The 20,225-nt window shown below is 31.8% G+C and carries 18 protein-coding genes and 1 riboswitch; of the genes, 2 read left to right on the top strand and 16 right to left on the bottom strand.

Features of this window, described 5'->3' with window-relative positions; genetic code table 11:
• Positions 1-28: 28 nt before the first annotated feature.
• Complete coding sequence (gene ilvA / locus CN601_RS19630) at positions 29-1,288, bottom strand: threonine ammonia-lyase IlvA (RefSeq protein WP_098121921.1); 1,260 nt, start codon at positions 1,286-1,288, stop codon at positions 29-31.
• A gap of 235 nt (positions 1,289-1,523) precedes the next feature.
• Here ilvA and CN601_RS19625 point away from each other — a divergent pair, with 235 nt between their 5' ends.
• On the top strand, positions 1,524-2,405 hold the full coding sequence (locus tag CN601_RS19625) for a 5'-3' exonuclease (protein WP_098172058.1): 882 nt from the start codon (positions 1,524-1,526) through the stop codon (positions 2,403-2,405).
• A gap of 192 nt (positions 2,406-2,597) precedes the next feature.
• On the opposite strand, the gene CN601_RS19620 is transcribed toward CN601_RS19625, so the two are convergent.
• The 9 genes from CN601_RS19620 to CN601_RS19580 all read right to left on the bottom strand — a co-directional run bounded on the left by CN601_RS19620 (position 2,598) and on the right by CN601_RS19580 (position 9,360).
• Positions 2,598-2,921 (bottom strand): hypothetical protein, encoded by a 324-nt coding sequence (locus CN601_RS19620; RefSeq protein ID WP_098121916.1) that lies wholly within the window; start codon positions 2,919-2,921, stop codon positions 2,598-2,600.
• A 250-nt stretch (positions 2,922-3,171) separates the two neighbouring features.
• Positions 3,172-3,726: a histidine phosphatase family protein gene (locus CN601_RS19615; protein WP_098172057.1), complete on the bottom strand. Its 555-nt coding sequence runs from the start codon at positions 3,724-3,726 to the stop codon at positions 3,172-3,174.
• Positions 3,727-4,167: an NUDIX hydrolase gene (locus CN601_RS19610; protein WP_098172056.1), complete on the bottom strand. Its 441-nt coding sequence runs from the start codon at positions 4,165-4,167 to the stop codon at positions 3,727-3,729.
• A 140-nt stretch (positions 4,168-4,307) separates the two neighbouring features.
• Entirely contained in the window at positions 4,308-4,730 is a 423-nt protein-coding gene (locus tag CN601_RS19605) for a VOC family protein (RefSeq protein ID WP_098172055.1), read from the bottom strand.
• Between the two features lie 458 nt (positions 4,731-5,188).
• Positions 5,189-5,623: a hypothetical protein gene (locus tag CN601_RS19600; RefSeq protein ID WP_142317375.1), complete on the bottom strand. Its 435-nt coding sequence runs from the start codon at positions 5,621-5,623 to the stop codon at positions 5,189-5,191.
• 163 nt (positions 5,624-5,786) lie between these two features.
• The gene (locus tag CN601_RS19595) at positions 5,787-6,239 is read right to left on the bottom strand and encodes an SRPBCC family protein (protein WP_098172054.1); all 453 of its coding nucleotides are present in this window, start codon (positions 6,237-6,239) and stop codon (positions 5,787-5,789) included.
• 191 nt (positions 6,240-6,430) lie between these two features.
• Positions 6,431-6,967 (bottom strand): sugar O-acetyltransferase, encoded by a 537-nt coding sequence (locus tag CN601_RS19590; protein WP_098172053.1) that lies wholly within the window; start codon positions 6,965-6,967, stop codon positions 6,431-6,433.
• A 22-nt stretch (positions 6,968-6,989) separates the two neighbouring features.
• Positions 6,990-7,760, bottom strand: coding sequence for a class I SAM-dependent methyltransferase (locus CN601_RS19585; RefSeq protein ID WP_098172052.1), 771 nt, complete (start codon positions 7,758-7,760; stop codon positions 6,990-6,992).
• A gap of 145 nt (positions 7,761-7,905) precedes the next feature.
• Positions 7,906-9,360, bottom strand: coding sequence for an NAD(P)/FAD-dependent oxidoreductase (locus CN601_RS19580; RefSeq protein WP_098117354.1), 1,455 nt, complete (start codon positions 9,358-9,360; stop codon positions 7,906-7,908).
• 360 nt (positions 9,361-9,720) lie between these two features.
• Here CN601_RS19580 and CN601_RS19575 point away from each other — a divergent pair, with 360 nt between their 5' ends.
• Entirely contained in the window at positions 9,721-10,143 is a 423-nt protein-coding gene (locus tag CN601_RS19575; RefSeq protein WP_098117355.1) for a hypothetical protein, read from the top strand.
• Positions 10,144-10,599: 456 nt separating this feature from the next.
• Here the strand turns inward: CN601_RS19575 and CN601_RS19570 are convergent, their stop codons facing one another.
• The 6 genes from CN601_RS19570 to CN601_RS19545 all read right to left on the bottom strand — a co-directional run bounded on the left by CN601_RS19570 (position 10,600) and on the right by CN601_RS19545 (position 20,076).
• A complete protein-coding gene (locus CN601_RS19570; protein WP_098172051.1) occupies positions 10,600-11,784 on the bottom strand; it encodes a trans-sulfuration enzyme family protein in 1,185 nt (394 codons plus the stop codon).
• Between the two features lie 5 nt (positions 11,785-11,789).
• Positions 11,790-12,959: a trans-sulfuration enzyme family protein gene (locus CN601_RS19565; RefSeq protein ID WP_098172050.1), complete on the bottom strand. Its 1,170-nt coding sequence runs from the start codon at positions 12,957-12,959 to the stop codon at positions 11,790-11,792.
• 78 nt (positions 12,960-13,037) lie between these two features.
• Positions 13,038-13,141: riboswitch (SAM riboswitch) on the bottom strand.
• An 80-nt stretch (positions 13,142-13,221) separates the two neighbouring features.
• The gene (locus CN601_RS19560; protein ID WP_098172049.1) at positions 13,222-15,495 is read right to left on the bottom strand and encodes an ATP-dependent DNA helicase; all 2,274 of its coding nucleotides are present in this window, start codon (positions 15,493-15,495) and stop codon (positions 13,222-13,224) included.
• 213 nt (positions 15,496-15,708) lie between these two features.
• Positions 15,709-16,236, bottom strand: a complete 528-nt coding sequence (locus CN601_RS19555; RefSeq protein ID WP_098117359.1) for a YcxB family protein — start codon at positions 16,234-16,236, stop codon at positions 15,709-15,711.
• A gap of 316 nt (positions 16,237-16,552) precedes the next feature.
• Positions 16,553-18,340, bottom strand: a complete 1,788-nt coding sequence (locus CN601_RS19550) for an ABC transporter ATP-binding protein (RefSeq protein ID WP_098172048.1) — start codon at positions 18,338-18,340, stop codon at positions 16,553-16,555.
• Positions 18,340-20,076, bottom strand: coding sequence for an ABC transporter ATP-binding protein (locus CN601_RS19545; protein WP_098117361.1), 1,737 nt, complete (start codon positions 20,074-20,076; stop codon positions 18,340-18,342). The genes CN601_RS19550 and CN601_RS19545 overlap by 1 nt, the downstream gene beginning before the upstream one ends.
• Between the last annotated feature and the right edge of the window lie 149 nt (positions 20,077-20,225).

Raw genomic sequence — 20,225 nt, 5'->3', positions numbered from 1 at the left:
GGAATTTTTCACTAATTGGCCAATTCGTTTAAATAAGTAGATTAAATAAAGTAGGGTTGTTATTGATTTCCATGAATTGAATTTCATGACAAATCATTCGCTCAATCAACGCTTTATAATCCGATTTGTTTGCTAATTCAATTCCGACTAATGCTGGGCCATTGTCCTTATTGTTTTTCTTAGTGTATTCGAATCTAGTAATATCATCATTTGGCCCCAATACTTTATCAAGGAACTCACGTAATGCACCAGAACGTTGTGGGAAGTTGATGATGAAATAGTGCTTTAATCCTTCATGAATTAAAGATCTTTCTTTAATTTCTTGAAGTCGGTCAATATCATTATTTCCTCCAGAGACAATACAAACGACGTTTTTACCTTTTATTTCATCTTTAAATAATTCTAAAGCTGATATCGACATTGCCCCAGCAGGCTCAGCAATGATTGCATTTTTATTATAAAGCTCTAGTATAGTTGTACAAATCTCACCTTCTGGAATAGCAACAACTTGATCTAGTACTTCCCGACAAATTTCATAAGTTAAATAGCCAACTTGGCCTACCGCTGCCCCATCAACAAACTTTTCAATAGAAGGTAATGATACAACTCTTCCATTTGCAATTGATTCTGCCATTGAAGCCGCACCCATTGGTTCAACTCCAATTACTTTCGTTGATGGACTAATTCCTTTTATGTATGTGCCAACTCCAGAGCTTAATCCACCGCCGCCGATCGCAACGAATAAATAATCTACTGGACGATCAATTTCATTTAATATTTCAACAGCTACTGTACCTTGGCCTGCAATAACATCTGGATCATCAAATGGATGAATGAATGTCATTTGATTTTCATTACAATAAGTTTGAGCATTTTGATGAGCAATATCAAATGTATCACCGATTAAAATAACTTCAACAAATGGCCCCCCGAAGAATTTCACTTGAGATACTTTTTGATTTGGTGTAGTTGAAGGCATAAATATCTTCGCATACACCTGTAATTCATTACATGTGTATGCTACCCCTTGAGCATGATTGCCCGCACTAGCACATACAACTCCTTTTTGTCTTTCATCATAAGACAAATTACTAATTTTGTAATATGCACCTCTAAGTTTAAATGAACGGATTATTTGTAAATCCTCTCGTTTTAAAAATACGTTACAATCATATTTTTCACTTAGCATCGTACTAATCTGCAAAGGTGTCTTGTTCGTAACTTCTTTCAACGTATTATAAGCAACTAAAATATCCTCGATTTTAACAGTACTTTTTACTTTCTCCATATGACTACCTACCCTTTGCAATTTTTTATATAAATTTCATTATAGTAAAATTCAACTAATAAATAAACAGAAAATTCAATATTTTAATTAAAGTTTTATGTCTTTTTACATTTTTGCAGAATTTATCGTTAAATTATCTTTCGTTCTATTTAGAATTAATACATTAGTTATCATTTTAAGTAGAATATGCTATGATTTTTATATTAAATAAATAGATAATAGGTGATTTATAAATATGGAAAATCAATCTTTATTATTAATTGATGGCTTTAACTTATTAAGTAGAGGTTATTTTGCTACTTCTTATGGTAGAAGTGATGAACAGCTTTCTAAAACGAAAGATGGAGTTTATATAAATGCATTAAGAGTATTTATCCCAAAGCTTTTTAACTTAATTAAAGAACATGAAATTACTCATCTAGCAGTTACTTGGGATGTAAAGCGTGAAGAAACTGATCGTCGAACTAAATATGATTTTTATAAAGCGACTCGTGGAGAACTACCATCACCACTTATTGAACAATTTTTCACTTTAAAAACAGCACTAGAAGAAATCGGCATTGCTCAACTGGAAATGGCACCTTACGAAGCTGATGACTTAATGGGTACTTTATCAAATAATTGGTCTAATTCTGTTAAAAATAAATGCTATATTTATAGTAATGATCGAGACCTGCTACAATTAATTAATGAACATACTTCTCAAATCATTGCCCAAAAAACGGGAGAAATCGTTTATTCTTTAGAACACTTTAGTAATGATTACGGAATCCACCCGAAACAATGGGTTGATGTAAAAGCATTATTAGGTGACTCTAGTGATAATATTCCTGGTTGCCCAGGAGTTGGAGAAAAATCGGCAATTCCATTAATTCAAATTTATAACACAGTTGAAGAACTGTATGAAAACATGGATAATCTTGACTCTAAATTTAATCGCTACAAAAAGAAATTAGAAGCTGGGAAAGACTCAACATTTATTAGTAAAGAGCTATCTGCGATTACAATAGATATTCCTCATTTTGCAGAGTATACATTTGATGACTTAGAAATTAAGATTGATGAGGAAAAATTATCACTTAAGCTTGAAGAATTAGAAATTCGTGTAAAACGATAATATGACTATTTAAATAGAAGTAAAAAAGAACACTATATCTTTATGTAGTGTTCTTTTTAAAATAAAAGCTCTGTTTAATTAAAATGTTGATTTTTGAACTATTAGAGGTCTCATATACAACTAACACATGCATAGCTATATAAGAAAAAACTTTATCTAAACAAAATTGACTGAAGATAAACAATTAATACATCAATAAATCGGGGTTACAAAAAAAAGAGTTCCGATTGTGAACAACAATGAAACATAAAACGAAAATGGTAAATTTACAATTTCTGTTTTATGATCGATTACTGCAGATATTCCAGTTTTTCCTTGTACTGTTGATTTATCTAATCTACCTATGAGTCCATCGCCATTTAAATTAAAAAATACGATATTGGCCGTAATGAATAAAGAACTAACAAAAACCCAATCAATCCATTTTGAACCCATTAAAAAAGAAAGTCCAAATGGTGTACTAATTAAAACAACAAAAGTAATAATGAATGAGAACAGTTTTTTATTTATTTTCACTTTTACATCCTCTTTCTCGATATTTTAATAACCTCATTTAATTTCAATAAATGTAATTATTTACCAATTTATTCGATATAAAAGAAAAAATTCCTTCCAATGTTTTATTGAACGGGATAATTTGCCTATACACAAATTCACTTCAAAAAAATGAGCCACGATAGTGACTCACGACCTTGAACTATACGTTCGTTAATAAAATAAGAAAATCAACAATCAGTTTAAACAGAGGAAAATAAAAAAAGAATGTTTATTTTGAATCTTCTTTCCACAAGCGTTCGTAAACAAATTCGTTATTTTTAAACTTCAATTGAAATACATCCGGGTTACTTAAACTTTTCCAATTCTCAAATCCAAACTCGGCGTTAAAATGCTTTAATATTAAAGACATTAAATTTCCATGGGTTACAATAATCGTACTTTGATGTTCACTACTGATGATCTTGTCAATAACGCTTATTGCACGATTCGTAGCTTCTTGACTTGATTCTCCCCCATCAAACTTCAATGCCATATCTTCAAACGTAGTTTTTAATTTTTCTAACCAATCTGGTAAATCTCGTGAGCTTAGCTTGCGTTCAGATAAACGATCATCGATTACGATATCGATCTTCTTTTCTTTACTTGTTGGTTCGATTGATTGAATTGCACGAGAAAAAGGGCTGGAGATTATTTGATCAATCTTTATCTTTGAGAAAAATTTGGCTAAGTCATTTGCCTGTTGAATTCCACTATCTGTTAGTTCAGTCTCAATTGGTTGCCCTTTTGCTTCGCAGTGCCTAATTATGTAAATTTCTTTTTCCATTTATTCACACCTACTAACCGCTTCGATTAACAATTCTGCCTGTCTTATGCTTTCTTTTAAGTATATGGGTGCTTTAGGATGTGCAAAAATTTCGTCTGAAGTTAACCACATTACTGACTCGACTTCATCAGGACATTTGGCAAAAGCTTCGCCTGAGTCATATTCGCAAACAAATACAAGATCAATCACATGCTCCCCTTTATCTGTTACAAATGAAGTATTTCGAACATATTTCATTTCGCCTTTAATTTCTAATCCAACTTCCTCCATCATTTCACGTTTAATGGTTCTTTCTAAAATATCCGATGAATTCCCTTCCAACTCTGCTTTGCCCCCAACAAGTGAAAGTAATCCTCCTGCATGTTCCTCTTTTTTACTTCTTTCGATAATTAACCATTTTCCATTTTTTTGAATTGCACCTTCTACATTAACTATGAACATATTTCCCACCTTAATTATTTAATAATTATAAAAATAATGTTATTCAGTTTATTATAACATTCCAATTCCAACAAAAAAGTTGGAGTTAACTAACCCCAACCGGTTTTAAGAAATATGCATTCAAAAATTAATGCAATATTTTATTTAATTCTTTTTACTAATGGATGATTTTCACTAAATTGTATTAAGTCCCATAAATTCCCATATAAATCTTTAAATACCGCAACAGTACCATAATCTTGTTCCTTAGGTTCTCTTACAAACTCAATTCCTATTGAAATCATTTCATTATAATCTCTCCAGAAATCATCTGTACCTAAAAATAGAAAAACTCTCCCACCAGCTTGATTGCCGATGAAGGGCTCTTGCTCAGTTTTAGATGCTTTTGCTAGTAAAATAGTTGTTCCATTTGAACCGGGTGGAGATATTACTACCCATCTTTTATCCTGTTCAGGTTGATACGTATCCTCAATTAAATTAAAGTGTAATTTCTTTGTATAAAACTCGATTGCTTCATCATAATCTTTTACGACAAGAGCAATATGAACAATTGATTGGATCATTTTCTTAACTCCTAACTTGAATTATATTAAAAAAATCTAGAGCGATTTTTATACTTCTGACAACTGGTCAAGTTTTAAAATATGTAAAAGGCTGGTGATGTACGTTGATTGAAGCCTTGATTTTGATACTATTCGGAATACTATTTTCTCTTCTAGGATGGGTCTTTAACAACAATAATGACTCATACAACTTAGAAGTAGGATTACTTTTTTGGATCATCGGTTTTATTATTGAAACATTCGGTATTTTTTCTATATTTAGCCATAAATTTTTAGTCTTTATTTATCATATCTTCTTTCATTAATAATTGAATTTGAAAGAATTAGTACATCAAGTTAATTTTAAACTAATCCGACAACATAATAAATAGATGCTGACATTAAACTCTGATTTATAATTATCCTCTATGAAAATAGTTTTTTTACAAAACAAAAAGACTGTCGAAACAGTCTTTTTATTATTCATTTAATTTAGAAGCAAAAATCGGAATGAATATGATTGTAATAAACACTAACAACAAAACAATTAACTCATTTTTCCATCTAAAATCATTGTCGCCATCATTTATATGTTTTTTTGTAAATTCATCAAATGATTTCGACGAGACAAGATTACTTGAATTCAGGATTTCACCTGTTTTTTCATCCAGTAAAAAAGTATTATAATTTGCAGTTTTAAAGAAATCATCTCTTACTGTGTTGTATTTTACAGCAATCGCCATTGCTTTCTCGTCTGTCGTCTGGCCTTTAATTGTTACATTCAATTCCTTTTGTTCGACAATTGAAGTTGAATTTTTAACATAATAATTAACTTCCTTACGATTATTTTTCTCTATTTGATCTAAATAGCGAGATGCTGCATTTGATGTTGATACACTCGATAAAAACAACAAAAAGAAACAAACGAAGCAAAATGCAATTCTTTTCAGGTTACATCCCCCCAGCTCTATTTAAATCTTCTAAATTATATTCAGAAGATTTTAAAATAGTCCTAGTGAGTATTTCTAGTTTGTCACTTTAATAAAGACATTGCTTTCTTCCATACTTTTACCAACTCTATAATTGTTCTGCATAATTTTTTATGTATGTATTTCTTTTCAATAATAACTGTTTCATATATGATTTTAAAAACAGTATATCCACCAACATGCCTATCGCTCCCATTGGTGAAGTGTAATCGAATACATCCGTCATCAAAGTTCCATCATCCTTTAATTCAAAAATATGTTCATGCCTAAAACTTTTAAATGCTCCACTAACCATTTCATCTACAAATCTATTCGGTGGATCAAACTCTGTAATAATTGACGTTAACTGCTGACGAATGCCGAAATGAGTAGCTTCCCAAGTCACTGATTCTCCTAGTTCAATTAAGCCACTTGTTCGTCCCTTAACTGCTATTTCATTTGTATCGGATGTTGATTCCATATGAATATCAATATTTCGCGCTAAATCAAAACACACTTCAAGTGGTGCGTTAATTAACATGGATATTTTTATGATTGGCATTAAATACACTCCTAAATCCATCTAAACTTCTTCAGCTAATATATTGTACTAATAGTTTATTTCTACTATTCTTACATAAGTCCTTTTCAATTTAACTACACTCAAAGGTTATAAAAAAAAGACTGTAAAAACAGTCCAATAGTTCCTACCATATAAATCAATTGTTAAATAGATTAGTTAATTTTCTCATATTATATACTTTTTATAAATTTAGCCGGATTGCCAGCCACTACTGTATTAGCAGGAACATCCTTCGCAACTACTGAACCAGCAGCAACGATTGAATTATCCTCAATCGTGATACCAGGTAAAATAGTGCAACTTCCCCCAATCCACACATCATCACCAATCGTAATCGGTATCGCATAACCACTTTTATTACGATCCTTTGGTTCAATTGAATGGCCAGCTGTATAGATTCCGACATTCGGGCCGATCATGCAGTTTTTTCCTATTCTCACTTCTGCCATATCTAAAATTGTACAGTTAAAACCGGCATAGAAATTATCGCCTACATGAATGTTATAGCCTAAATCACAATGAAAGTTATGTTCAATACTCGGATTTTCTCCTACAGTTCCAAACAGCTCTTTTATAATTTCTTCTTTTCTTTCGAACGAATCTACACTAATGTTATTAAACTCTTGAACAAGCTTATGGGCACGAATATTTTTCATTTTTAATTCTTCTGTTCCACGTTTATAATAAATTTCCTCTCTATTTTCCATTTTATGTCTCCTTTTTAATCATTCATTTCTTTCCACTAAAAATCATCGCATTTCCTAATACTTTTTTATTTAATAAAAGCTTTGGCAATTTCATCTCATTATCAAGTGTAGAGCTGTTCAATACGGATACACTCAGTTTCTGTAATTCATTTAATAGCTCATTTTCGTGACCAAATATTTTTTCGTCCATAAATAAATCTAAGAAAACAAATTTCCCACCAGGTTTCAATACTCTTAATGCCTCTTTCATTACATCCGTTTTATTACTTCGATCCTTTACTTCATGAAATGTTAGACAACTTACAATTAGATCGAATTCATCGTCATTAAAAGGGAGCTCAGAAGCACTTGCTTTCTGAAAATCGATTTGCTTTGCGACACCTTCTATTTCTGCATTTTGTTGGCATTGTGCTTTTGAATATTCCCAATTACCACCCCAATAATCAATTCCAGTTAAAGTGGACTTAGGAAAAGCCTTTGCGAGTTTAATAATCAAAGAACCGCTACCTGTTCCAATATCTAGAATTTTGCCATTTCCATCCCAATTCACTTTCGAAACAATTAAATCATGTATTTTTGATTGATAATTCCCTCCTTTTGCTGCAAATTGATAAATCGAATAGGAAAGTATAAATGTTATATAAATAAAAGGCAGTGCTATAATACCTGAGAGGATTCGCACGTATGTATTGATCGGTAATAGTGCTATTAAAAGTAGAACGAGTGAAATTACTAAGAATATGATTAGTTTATAAATTCGGATCCACGTTTGATATTTTGTTTTTGATTTCAAGAGTTCACCTACCTTAAAGTTTTTTTATTCATTATACATCTACTAACGTATATCAGTAATTCCTTTTTAAGCTAAACTTTGAGAATATTTTATAATAATAAAAAACCTCTAATGCAAAATGCATTAGAGGTTTTTCAAGTAAGTATTAAACCGTAACTAATTCTTTCTCTTTACTTCCAATTTTCGTAATGATATCACGGGCGATCCATACGCCACATGCACTTGCTTGAGCTAAACCACGAGTTACGCCAGCTCCATCTCCACCTAGATATAATCCAGAGATTTCACTTTCAAAGTGTTCATTTAATTTTGGACGAGCTGAGTAGAATTTCGCTTCTACGCCATAGAAAAGTGTGTGTTCTGCAGCGATACCTGGTGTAACGTGATTTAATGCTTCAACCATTTCAATTAAACTTTTCATTGTATTGTATGGTAACACTAATCCTAAATCTCCTGGCACTGCTTCTTTTAAAGTTGGTTCTAAAAATCCTTCTTTAATACGTTTTTCAGTTGAACGGCGACCTCTTAAGATATCTCCGTATTTTTGTACAATTACACCACCATGTGAAAGCATGTTAGCAAGGCGTGAAACTTCATGTGCATATTCATTTGGTTTATCAAATGGTTCTGCGAATTGATGTGATACTAATAATGCAAAGTTTGTGTTTGGACTTCCTAATTTAGGGTCTTTATAAGCGTGACCATTAGCAGTCATAATACCAGAATGGTTTTCAACTACTACGTGACCCGATGGATTACTACAGAATGTTCTGACTTTAGTACCCACGCTAGTGTTAAATACAAATTTACCTTCGTATAAGTGCTTGTTGATTTCTTCCATAACAACATTTGAAGTTTCTACACGTACACCAATATCTACTTGGTTCGTTGACATTTTTAAACGACGTTTTTTCATCACATCAGTTAACCATTTTGATCCATCACGACCTGGTACAATGACAACTTTCTCAGCTAGTAATTCTTCACCATTTTTTAATTTAATACCTCTAACATTATGAATACCCTCAACTTTTTCAGTTAATAAGTCCTCTACTTCAGTTTTATATCTCATTTCAATTTTCGTTTTTAAATATTCATATATACTTTTTAGAATTTCTAAGTTTTGCTCAGTTCCTAAATGACGAACTTGTGCACGTAATAATTTTAGTCCTGCAGCATAACCACGACGTTCAATGTCTCTTACTTCTTCAGTTAATGGATCAGTGATCGATTCAGTCGCTCCATGTTGTAAATTAATTTCATCAACATATTTGATTAATTCTACTACATGTGAGTCTGATAAGTAATCTGTCATCCATCCACCAAATTCACTTGTAATATTAAATTTTCCATCTGAATATGCTCCCGCACCACCAAAACCATTTGTTATTGAACATGCTGGTAAGCATCCTGAAAATTCTTTTTTACCTGCAGCAGGCGGACATTTTTCAATTTTCTTTTGTAAAATCGGGCAATGTCTTGCGAATATATCATGTCCTTTATCAACAAGTATTACTTTAGCATTCGGCATTTTTAAAGTTAATTCATAGCAAGTAAAGATTCCAGCAGGACCTGCTCCAACAACGATTACATCATACATTTATATTTACCCCCAAAAGGTTTAAGTTATTTCATTTATTCAACCTAAGATAGAATACCATCAATATGAAAGGGTTTCAAGTAAAAATACGAACAATCACATTATTTTTTTAAAAAATTATTCGTTTATTATTACAAGTGAAACCTTTTCATCATCTTACATCAACAGTCAACTGGTTTTTTTGTCCAAAATTAGACAATTCAAATTTAAAAATTAATTAATTTTAGACATAGTATTTCATCTCATTTTAAGTAAAGTTTAACGTTTGAAATAGAAAAATAACAAATCGGATAGAAACACAATTAGATGAACTTGAATAGTTATATAAATAATAGATTTTTCATATTGGAGTTGGAATAGATGCTAGAAGAAAATTTCAAGGAAAAGGAAGGTAAAGACCAAGAACAGAAAACTAATATAGATGATGACAGTTTACAAGCAAGTCTTGAAAGACAAATCGTGGCTGCCTCATGGGTTAAAGCAGTAGCACAATTGTATGAAACGATTACATTATCCAAATTATATTCAATCGACAAAGATCCAATCTTTCAAGGGAAAAGAGATATCATATCAGGAATGTGGATTGGTACAGCTGGTCAATTATCCGTAGCTTTTTTCGTTTCTAAGCAATTGTTCACTTCAGATAAAATAAATTTACTTGATTTACAAAGAAAAATTGTGCTTTCTGACTCAATTCAAATAGTTGGTAATGCATTGGCACTTATTGGTGCAGCTGAAGTAATTCAAGAGGAAGTTGGTGATGGGGAAATATTCCTTTCATAATCAAATCTATATGAAATTAAAATACATTTAACTCTTTATTAAAAAAGTGCAAAATCAAAAAAATATGTATAAATCCCACAAGAAACCTTGTGGGATTTTGTGTAATATCTTTATTTTTGACGTATATTCTTCTTATTCCAACTAATTATCGTTCGGTTTTTGCGACCATAGAACTGATTTCATCTCGAAAAATTATTTTCTAGAATTAACATATCAACCTAGTTTGGTATTATATCAACGAGATTTAATGATTTATCAACGAGTAATCGTCATATATCAACGAGGCTTTATGATTTATCAACGAATAGTCGTCATATATCAACGAGGCTTTATGATTTATCAACGAGTAATCGTCATATATCAACGAGGCTTTGTGATTTATCAACGAGTAATCGTCATATATCAACGAAGTTCACAACTTTATCAATATTGTTCAATATGTGTTCGCATTTTGAATTAATTATTAGATTTCCCAGTGCCGTGTACTGTTTGCTTTTCTCTTGCTCCTGCGTTTAAAGCTTTTCGGAAACTTTCAATTAAGTCTTCAAGATCCTCTAATCCAACAGATACTCGAATTAGTGTATCTTTAACACCTAATCTTTCACGTACATCAACAGGTATAGCTGCATGAGACATCTTCACAGGATATGAAACAATTGTCTCTACTCCACCGAGTGAAACAGCAACTGCTACATTTTCGACTGTTTGAAGGAATTTCGTCGTTTGTTCAATTGTTTTTAATGTAAATGAAAGGACTGCTCCCCCTCCGGAAGCCTGCTCAAAATGAATATCGTGACCAGGATGATTTTTTAATCCTGGGTAATAGACATCCTCAACTTCTTCTTGTTCTAAAAGCCAATTCGCTAATTTTGAAGCAGTTTGTTCATACGCATCCATACGAACCTTAAGCGTCTTTAGTCCTCTAAGTGTTAACCAACAGTCTTGCGGGCCTAAAATTGCACCGAATGAATTTTGGATTGTGTATAATTCTTGTGCAAGTTCTTCAGAATTTACAACTGCTAAACCTCCAATTACATCACTATGGCCTGCTATAAATTTTGTTGCACTATGAACGACAATATCTGCACCTAAGTCTAGTGGTTTTTGTAAATATGGTGATAAAAAGCTATTATCTACAATTACTAGAATGTCATTTTCTTTCGCAAGTTTAATTGCACCACTTAAGTCAGTAATTTTCAAAAGTGGGTTAGATGGGGTCTCTAAATAAAGCCCCTTTGTATTTGGCTTTATTCCTGCTTCAATCTCTTGTAAATTTGAGGCGTCTACAAATGTGAACTCGATTCCAAAGCGATTTAATACTTTCGTCGCTATTCTAAAAGTCCCTCCATAAACATCCTCACAAATGACAATATGATCTCCTGCTGAGAACAGCGATAAAACAGATGAAATAGCAGCCATCCCTGATGAGAACGCAAAGCCGCGCACACCGTTTTCTAATTTTGCAATTGTATTTTCTAATGCTTCTCTTGTTGGGTTCCCACTTCTTGCATAGTCATATTTCCCAAAATTCTCAATATCAAATTGATGAAATGTTGAAGTCTGATAGATTGGAATACTTAATGCACCTGTCGTCGGATCCACTTCATTTCCATTATGAATTAATTTAGTTCCAAATTTCAATTTTATCACCCCAATGCATTTTCTAAGTCATTTAATAAATCATCGATATGTTCAATTCCTACTGACAATCGTAGTGTATGGTCATCTAGACCAAGCTTTCGTTTAAATTCCTCAGGCATTTCAGAATGAGTTTGAGTATGAGGATACGTTATTAGCGATTCAACTCCACCTAAACTTTCTGCAAATGTAATGACGTTTACACTTCCTAAAACTTGTTCAACTAAACTTAAATCTTTCACTTTAAATGAAATCATTGCCCCAAATCCAGTTGCTTGTTCTTTAATAATTGAATACCCTTTATGTGTTGGTAGGCCTACATAGTACACTTCAGTAACATTCGGATGATTTTCTAAATAATTTGCAAGTACGATTGCATTTTTTTGACTATATTCCATACGTAAGTGCAATGTTTTAATTCCTCTTAAAATTAACCAAGAGTCAAATGGAGCTAAAGTTGCACCCGTTGATTTTTGATAGTAGCGTATACGCTCATTCGTAGATTCTGAGTTTGTCACAACAAAGCCAGCAAGTGTATCATTATGACCACCTAAATACTTCGTACCACTATGAACAACAACATCTGCGCCTAATTCGATTGGTTTGAAGAAATAAGGTGTTAAAAATGTATTATCGACAATCACTAGAATGTCTCGTTCTTTTGCAATCTCAACAACTCTTTTTAAATCCGTTACTTTCATCATTGGATTTGAAGGTGTTTCAATAAAAATTCCTTTTGTGTTCGGTTTAAGCGCAGCCAGAATTTCTTCAATTTCAGTTGTATCAATAAAATTATGCTCAATTCCATACGGTGAATAAATTTCTTCAAACAGACGATATGTACCACCGTATAAATCATCTGACACAATTACGTGATCTCCTTTTTTAAATAAACTTAATACTGCTGTAACGGCTGCATTTCCAGTTGCAAATGCAACACCAAAATTTGCGTTTTCTAATTTTGCCACAGTATTTTCTACTTCTTCTCGAGTTGGGTTTTGTAATCTTGCATAATCATATCCAGTCGATTGGTTTAATCCTGCATGCTTAAATGTTGCAGATTGATAAATAGGATAACTGATTGCACCAGTTAGTGGATCAAATCCTTTACTTCCATGTACAGCAATTGTTTCGATTGATTTTTCCTTCGTATTTAAAGCTACTTTTGTCTTAGTCATTATTAAATCCCCCATTTTAGTCAAAATAAAAAACCACTTCTTAAAAAATAAGAAGTGGTTATGTTCGATAACATATCGCTCTTATCTTCCAGGTTATATACCTGCAGGATTTAGCACTTTCTAGTTTTCACTAGAGTTGCCGGGTTTCGTCGGGCCAGTCCCTCCACCGCTCTTGATAAGATTATTTAATTATATTGATTAGTATATTAAAAACTCTGATAATTATCAATTGTTTTTTTCAAATTATTTAATTATTAACATTTCATTTCCATTCTACCGGTAGTAAATTTTGATAAAGTGCACTCTTATATCGATCATCAATTAGTAACAAAGTCCCTTTATCCGTTTCTGATCGGATAACTCTTCCACCCGCTTGCATGACTTTATTCATCCCTGGAAAGACATATGCATAATAATACCCATTTTTCCCAACCGAATTAAAATGATCTTTTAAAATATTTCTTTCTAAACAGATTTGTGGCAATCCTACACCAATTACTACGACACCATTTAATCGATCTCCCTTTAAATCGATCCCCTCGGAGAAAATTCCACCTAATACAGCAAATCCAACTAAAGTCTCCTCATTAAGACTATTAAATTGTAATAGAAAATCTTCTCTCTCAAATTCTGACATACCATTTTCTTGAACAATCGTTTTAATAGTTGGATACTTAGTTTGAAATAATTCGATACTTTGAATGAGATATTGATAAGAAGGATAGAAAACTAAATAATTTCCTTTACTTTTCGAAATTTCTTTATAAATCGTATCGACTAATCTTTCTAAATTTTTTTCACGATCTTGATATCGGGTTGATAAAGGGTCAATGGTTACTTGAAGTTGTTCTTTACTAAAAGGCGAATCAATCGTAATCGTATAATCACGATCTTGATCACCAAGCATATCTTGAAAATACTGTACTGGCGTTAAAGTTGCTGAGAAATAAATAGTAGAGCGAAATTTTTTTATAACATCATTTACTACTTTAGATGGATCAAGGCAAAATAGTTTTACGTGAACCTCACTTTTATAAAGCTCATAGTAACAAATATACTGTTCATCAAAAAACTCAGCGATTTTAACAAAGTTAAGTGATTCAAAATACGTATCTAGTAGAATTTGTTTATTTTCATCCTCGTCCAATTCCTGCAATTTAATTTCTGCTATTTCATTAAATTTGTGAAGAAGCTCTATTAAATCCTCATCAAATTCCTTTGAAACAGGAGCTACAGTATCCTTCCAAATTTTTCTTAATTCTATAAATCGCTTATTAATGTCATTTACAGATTGATATAAATCATCTTTAATACTTTTATATCTATTTTTCAATTCTAAAAATTTAGATTTAAAAATACTTGCAGAATACATTTCCCTCGCACGATCTACAAGATTATGAGCCTCGTCAATCAATAATACCGAACTACGTTTATGTTCATCGAATAATCGCTTTAATGATACTCTAGGGTCGAAAATATAATTAACATCACAAATAATGGCATCTGAAGAATTTAATAAATCTAACGAATATTCAAATGGACAGACTGTATGTTTACGAGCATATTCCTCAATTTTCTCTCGAGTAAAAGCCTTTTCTGATGAAAGAATATCAAGCACAGCCTCGTTTATACGATCGTAGTATCCATTAGCAAATTCACAATATTCCTTTTGACAAATAGTCTCTTCTTTAAAACAAATTTTATCTTTTGCCGTAATCGTTGTGCATGATATACATAATCCTTGATCTGTCATTCGCTTATACGCTTCTTCAGCAACAGTCCTAGTAATCGTTTTCGATGTTAAGTAAAACATTCGATTTATACTATTCTCACCCATACTTTTAATAGTCGGGAATATGGTTGAAACGGTTTTTCCTATACCCGTCGGAGCGATAGCAAATAAATTATTACTTTCCTGGATTGTTTGATATACCGCTCCAGCTAGTTTCCTTTGTCCTTTTCGAAATGAAGGAAACGGGAAGCTTAAATCTTTAATCGTTTGATTACGTAATTCAATATGATCATACTTCCATTTTGCAAAAGGATAATAGCTCTCTAACATCTTATACAGATAATTCGTTAAATCATTTTTTGTAAACAAAAGATAAAAGCTCATTTTTTGTTCTGTTAAAATATTCACGTAAGTAAGCTTGATGGTGATCTGTTCAAGCTGCAATTCTTCACAAATAAAATACCCATATACTTTTGCTTGAGCCCAATGAACCGGATAAGAATTTTCATTTATTTCATTCAAATCCTTCATTGTTGATTTAATTTCTTCTATTATGTATTGATCATCATTTAATAATAATCCGTCACATCTACCTTCAATTTGAAATTCCAATTGTTCATATGGGACGGTCCCAGATATATGTCGTTCTTTTACATCAGATTCTCCGTATTCACTTTGAATTTTTTGATGTGCCTTTGTTCCTTCGATTAATGAAACCGAACTTTTAAATGTTAAATCAATACTTCCCGCTGTATGAGCATACTCAACTAGCGAACGTACTGAAACTTTTATACAATTTTCCACTTGAGCATCCCCTTTTTTGTTCATTTTACCATATTTCATATTACTTGATTAGGTGGTGGTGCTTTAAAATAAAAAAGTTCAAGTTAGGTAAATAACTTGAACTTTCAGTGAAAATAAATATTAATTTCAAAACACCAGGAATTACTAACTTTTAAGAATCAGCGTTACTTAAGATGATGTGTACTATTATAATTGAAAAAAAGCCAACAATCATTAACAATACAAAACTTCAATATTATATTTTCGATAAAATTGCAATAACTTCTCCATATCATCTTTTATTGCTTCTAACGGCACTATAATCGCCTTCATACTTGTAACATAAATATAAAAGTATTTCTTCGTTCCTTTTACTTCAACGATATGATCCCATTTTATTTCATGAACACTTGATTGCGTAATTTCTTTAATGCCATTCTCATCAACTTTAAGTGAATGCTCGCCGAATAATGATTCGTTATTTTTATTATTTAGAAGTTTCAACATTTTATTTTTACTTGCTCTGTAATATAACTTTGGAAAATAAACGTAAATAACAATCGCTACTAACGAAAAGGCAAGTAAATAACCGATTATAGGTTGCTCTAGTAGAAAAGAAATTAGAAATGGTATTACTAAATAAATTAAACTTACAGCAATTCGATTATTAGTTAATGATTTTTGGACAGTTTTTGAGTTTTTCAATTCATGTAAATTAAATTCAATATAATCATCCAAATTTATTTCATAATTAAGTTTCATACTTTACCTCCATTTTCTAATTAATATTTAATTACTAATATTCTAACATTAGTAAAACACAGAAAATATAGATATTTCATCTACAAATATTAAGATGACTTTTCAAGATTCATAGAATTAATTCTTATATTAAGAGTTCGTAATAATTCATTGCAAAAGTTCTATTTTAACTTTCATAAAGAAACTTGTCTTAAAGTAATTAAGCCTAAATGAACTTCAACTTATAATAAAAAAAGTAGATTCAACTAATATAAGCTGAATCTACCCTTATTCGTTAAACAACTAATGCGACCCTCAATTTATACAAAATAATTCATTAAGCTCCATCATTGATAAAGCTATATTGCGCCATGTATAAATTATAATAATGTCCTTTTAATCTTAATAACTCTTCATGTGTTCCACTTTCTTCAACGTTCCCATTACCAATTACCATGATTTTGTCACAATCACGGATTGTCGATAAGCGGTGGGCAATTACAAATGAAGTACGACCCTCTAATAGCTTCTCGATTCCGTTTTGGACTAATTTTTCTGTATGTGTATCGATATTAGACGTTGCCTCATCTAAGATTAAAATACGAGGATTAGCAAGTAACGCACGTGCAAAAGAGATTAATTGTCTTTGACCTAATGAAAGTCTTGAGCCCCTCTCATTAACGTCCGTATCATAACCATCCTCCATTTTAATGATAAAGTCATGTGCATGGACTGCTTTTGCTGCAGCCATTACTTCTTCATCTGTTGCATTCAATTTACCGTATCGAATATTTTCCATGATTGAAGTTGAGAATAGGAACGTGTCTTGTAGCATGATTCCCATTTGACTTCTATAAGATTCTAAATCTACTTTTTTAATATCTTTTCCATCAACTAAAATTCTACCTTTAGTCGGGTCATAAAAACGACTTATTAGAGAAACAATCGTCGTTTTACCTGCACCAGTTGCACCTACTAAGGCAATTTTTTCACCCGGATTAATTGTGAAATTTACATTTTTTAATACTGTTGATTTTTCATCATAACCAAACGTTAAATTATCAAATCGAATTTCTCCTTTGATTCGTCCGATTGCTGGTGCATTTTCTTCACTAATTATTTCAGGATCAATATCCATTATGTCAAAAATGCGGTCAGCTGCGGAGAAATTTGATATTAATGTATTATAAAAGTTTGATAAGTTCATAATTGGGCGCCAGAACATTCCAATATACATAGAAAATGCGATTAAAGTACCGACTTCTATTTCTTGCGTAGTTACAAGCTTATACCCAGCATAAAAAACAATTACCGTACCAACACCCCAAGATAACTCAACTAATGGCCAAAAGAAATCATTCATTTTTACTGCTTTCATGAATGAACCCATTAGTTCCGAAACCTTCTCTTTAAAGTCTTTTTCTTTATCTTTTTCTTTCGCAAAAGACTGCACAACTTTTATACCTGAAAAATCTTCATGTATAAATGCAATTAGATTTGAACGTTTCTTTCGATAATCGTCCCATCTTTTACGTGCTCTTGTTTCAATATAAAACATAGCGGCTGCCAAAAATGGGAGAATAGATACAGATGCGATTGCTAGTTTAACATTTAAAACAAACATTACAACTGTAACACAGACTAAGCTTAATAATTCTGGTATTAATGTTTGAATACTTTGGTTGAATAAATTTTGAAGCGCACTAATATCCCCCATTACACGAGCCAAAATTTTCCCAACCGGACGGTTATCAAAAAATGTAAATGACAATTTTTGAATATGTGTATACAGCTCGTGACGAATATTTACTAAAATATTATTCGTAACTGAGCTGATTAATGTCCAGCGAGTTTTAGAAGCGATCATAGCTAGGAAATTCAGCGCTAATAATATTGCCCCGATTATTAAGAGACCTTTTACATCATGGTTTTTAATATTTGTATCGATTGCTATCTTTAATAAATAAGGGTTTAATATACCAACTACCATTACGAATAACATTAAACAAATAACGGTAAAGGTTTTTAGTTTAAAAGGTTTTAAATACGTCCCGAGCCTATAAATCAGCTCGGTTTTACTACGGTTTAGCTGGTCTTCATCGCGATTAATCGTATTTTGCGCCATTAGATCACCCCACTTTCGACTGTTTCAAAATCTTTGAATTGCTCTTCATATACTTCAAAGTATTTTCCTTTTTTATCAAGTAATTGCTTATGATTTCCTTTTTCAACTATTTCTCCATTTTCAACAAATAATATTAAATCGGCATTTTTCACCGCTGAAATACGGTGCGCAATAATAAATGTTGTACTATGTGAGAATCGTCTATTTAAGTTGTGTAATAATTCATACTCCGTTTCCATATCTAACGCAGAAGTTGCATCGTCTAAAATTAGGATTGGAGCTTTACGTAATAAGGCACGTGCAATTGAAATACGTTGTTTTTGTCCTCCAGATAAACCAATACCTCGCTCACCAATTTCGGTATTGAATCCATCTTCTAACTCTTCGATAAAGTCTAGACAACAAGCAATTCGGCATGCATCGCGGATTTCATCCATAGTAGCTTCAGGATTTCCTAGTTTAATATTATTTTCAATCGTATCTGAGAATAGGAATGTATCCTGTGAAACTAGAGACATATTTTGACGTAAAGAAGTTAAATTAAAATCTTTAACATTAATGCCATCTACTAAAACTTCTCCGCTTGCCACATCGTATGAGCGACCAATTAAATGAAGAATTGAAGATTTCCCTGCGCCAGTCGTCCCCATAATTGCTACTTTACTACCACTTGGAATATATAGATTAATATCTTTTAAGACAATTTCATCGTTGTATTTAAAGTTAACATTTTTATATTCCACTGAACCGTCAACAAGATTTGGCGTATATGCCCCCTCTTTATTCTCGATTGCTGTTTTACGATCTAAAATATCAAAAATCTTTTTCGCAGAAGCTTGGTTTTTAGAAAGTACATCCGTTAACCAGCCTAACATTCTCATCGGCCAAATTAAGTTCCAAATGTATCCACTAAACGCAACAAGTTCACCTAACGTCATGCTTTCTTGCAAAACAAAATATCCACCAATAATGATCATCGCTACAAGTGCAATATTTGTTAAAAATTCAATATTAGGAAAATATTTTCGCATTGTTTTAGCTTGAGCCATATTTAAATCATAGTAACCACGATTCATTTTTAAAAATTTCAACGTCTCGTGTTTTTCTCTAGCAAACGCTTTAACTAATCTTACACCTGCAATATTTTGTTGTGCTGTAGTATTAATTTCAGCAGTGTGGTCACTTATTTTACCGTAACCTTTATTTAATAAGCGATTTAAACGTGTACCCATATATCCAATTGGAATCATAATTGCTAAACAAATTAGAGCTAATTTCCAATTAATCACAAATAAGATAACTGTGCTGAGAGTAAAATAAATAATATTTTCAACAAATAATCTTAGTCCAAATGCAATTGTTTGCCATATATTTTCCACATCTTCATTAATCCTTGAAAGTAATTCACCAGTATTCATTGAGTCAAAATACTTAAACTCAAAGCTTTGAATATGCTTGAACATATCATTTTTAATATCTTCATGTACTTTCGAGCTTACTAAATCATACAGATATTCTTTTACATAACCAAAAATAGATTTAATAATTGTGACACCAATAATCCCCCCAATTACTGGAAGAACGACTGATGATTTTCCTTTTGTAATTCCATCATCAATTAAAATCATTTGTAAATACGGAATTAAATGATCTACACCAATAACCAAGACCATTGAAATTGAACCAATAATAAATGTTAGCTTATGTCTATAGACATATTTTAATATTCGAGACACTCTTTTACCTCCTTTGTATCAATCAACCTATCTCTACGCAACCCTCCACTTTTTTTGACAACAAAAAGCCATGGGATAATTTTCCATACCCCATGGCCATAAAGAAACGTTTCGACCAAAAACGAACAAAAATGTTTCGTTCTTTTTGG

This window comes from Bacillus sp. AFS017336 (assembly GCF_002555445.1).
Classification (GTDB): Bacteria; Bacillota; Bacilli; order Bacillales; family Bacillaceae_G; genus Gottfriedia.
The sequence above is the reverse complement of the archived record's forward strand: the minus strand, read 5'-3'. Positions and strand labels throughout refer to the sequence as shown.

Coding starts and splice junctions, on each gene's coding strand:
- CN601_RS19565 (WP_098172050.1), bottom strand. CDS start 12,959: ATGACTAAGACAAAAGTAGCTTTAAATACGAAGGAAAAATCAATCGAA.
- CN601_RS19590 (WP_098172053.1), bottom strand. CDS start 6,967: ATGGAAAATAGAGAGGAAATTTATTATAAACGTGGAACAGAAGAATTA.
- ilvA (WP_098121921.1), bottom strand. CDS start 1,288: ATGGAGAAAGTAAAAAGTACTGTTAAAATCGAGGATATTTTAGTTGCT.
- CN601_RS19610 (WP_098172056.1), bottom strand. CDS start 4,167: ATGTTCATAGTTAATGTAGAAGGTGCAATTCAAAAAAATGGAAAATGG.
- CN601_RS19575 (WP_098117355.1), top strand. CDS start 9,721: ATGCTAGAAGAAAATTTCAAGGAAAAGGAAGGTAAAGACCAAGAACAG.
- CN601_RS19605 (WP_098172055.1), bottom strand. CDS start 4,730: ATGATCCAATCAATTGTTCATATTGCTCTTGTCGTAAAAGATTATGAT.
- CN601_RS19595 (WP_098172054.1), bottom strand. CDS start 6,239: ATGCCAATCATAAAAATATCCATGTTAATTAACGCACCACTTGAAGTG.
- CN601_RS19555 (WP_098117359.1), bottom strand. CDS start 16,236: ATGAAACTTAATTATGAAATAAATTTGGATGATTATATTGAATTTAAT.
- CN601_RS19615 (WP_098172057.1), bottom strand. CDS start 3,726: ATGGAAAAAGAAATTTACATAATTAGGCACTGCGAAGCAAAAGGGCAA.
- CN601_RS19550 (WP_098172048.1), bottom strand. CDS start 18,340: ATGGCGCAAAATACGATTAATCGCGATGAAGACCAGCTAAACCGTAGT.
- CN601_RS19580 (WP_098117354.1), bottom strand. CDS start 9,360: ATGTATGATGTAATCGTTGTTGGAGCAGGTCCTGCTGGAATCTTTACT.
- CN601_RS19625 (WP_098172058.1), top strand. CDS start 1,524: ATGGAAAATCAATCTTTATTATTAATTGATGGCTTTAACTTATTAAGT.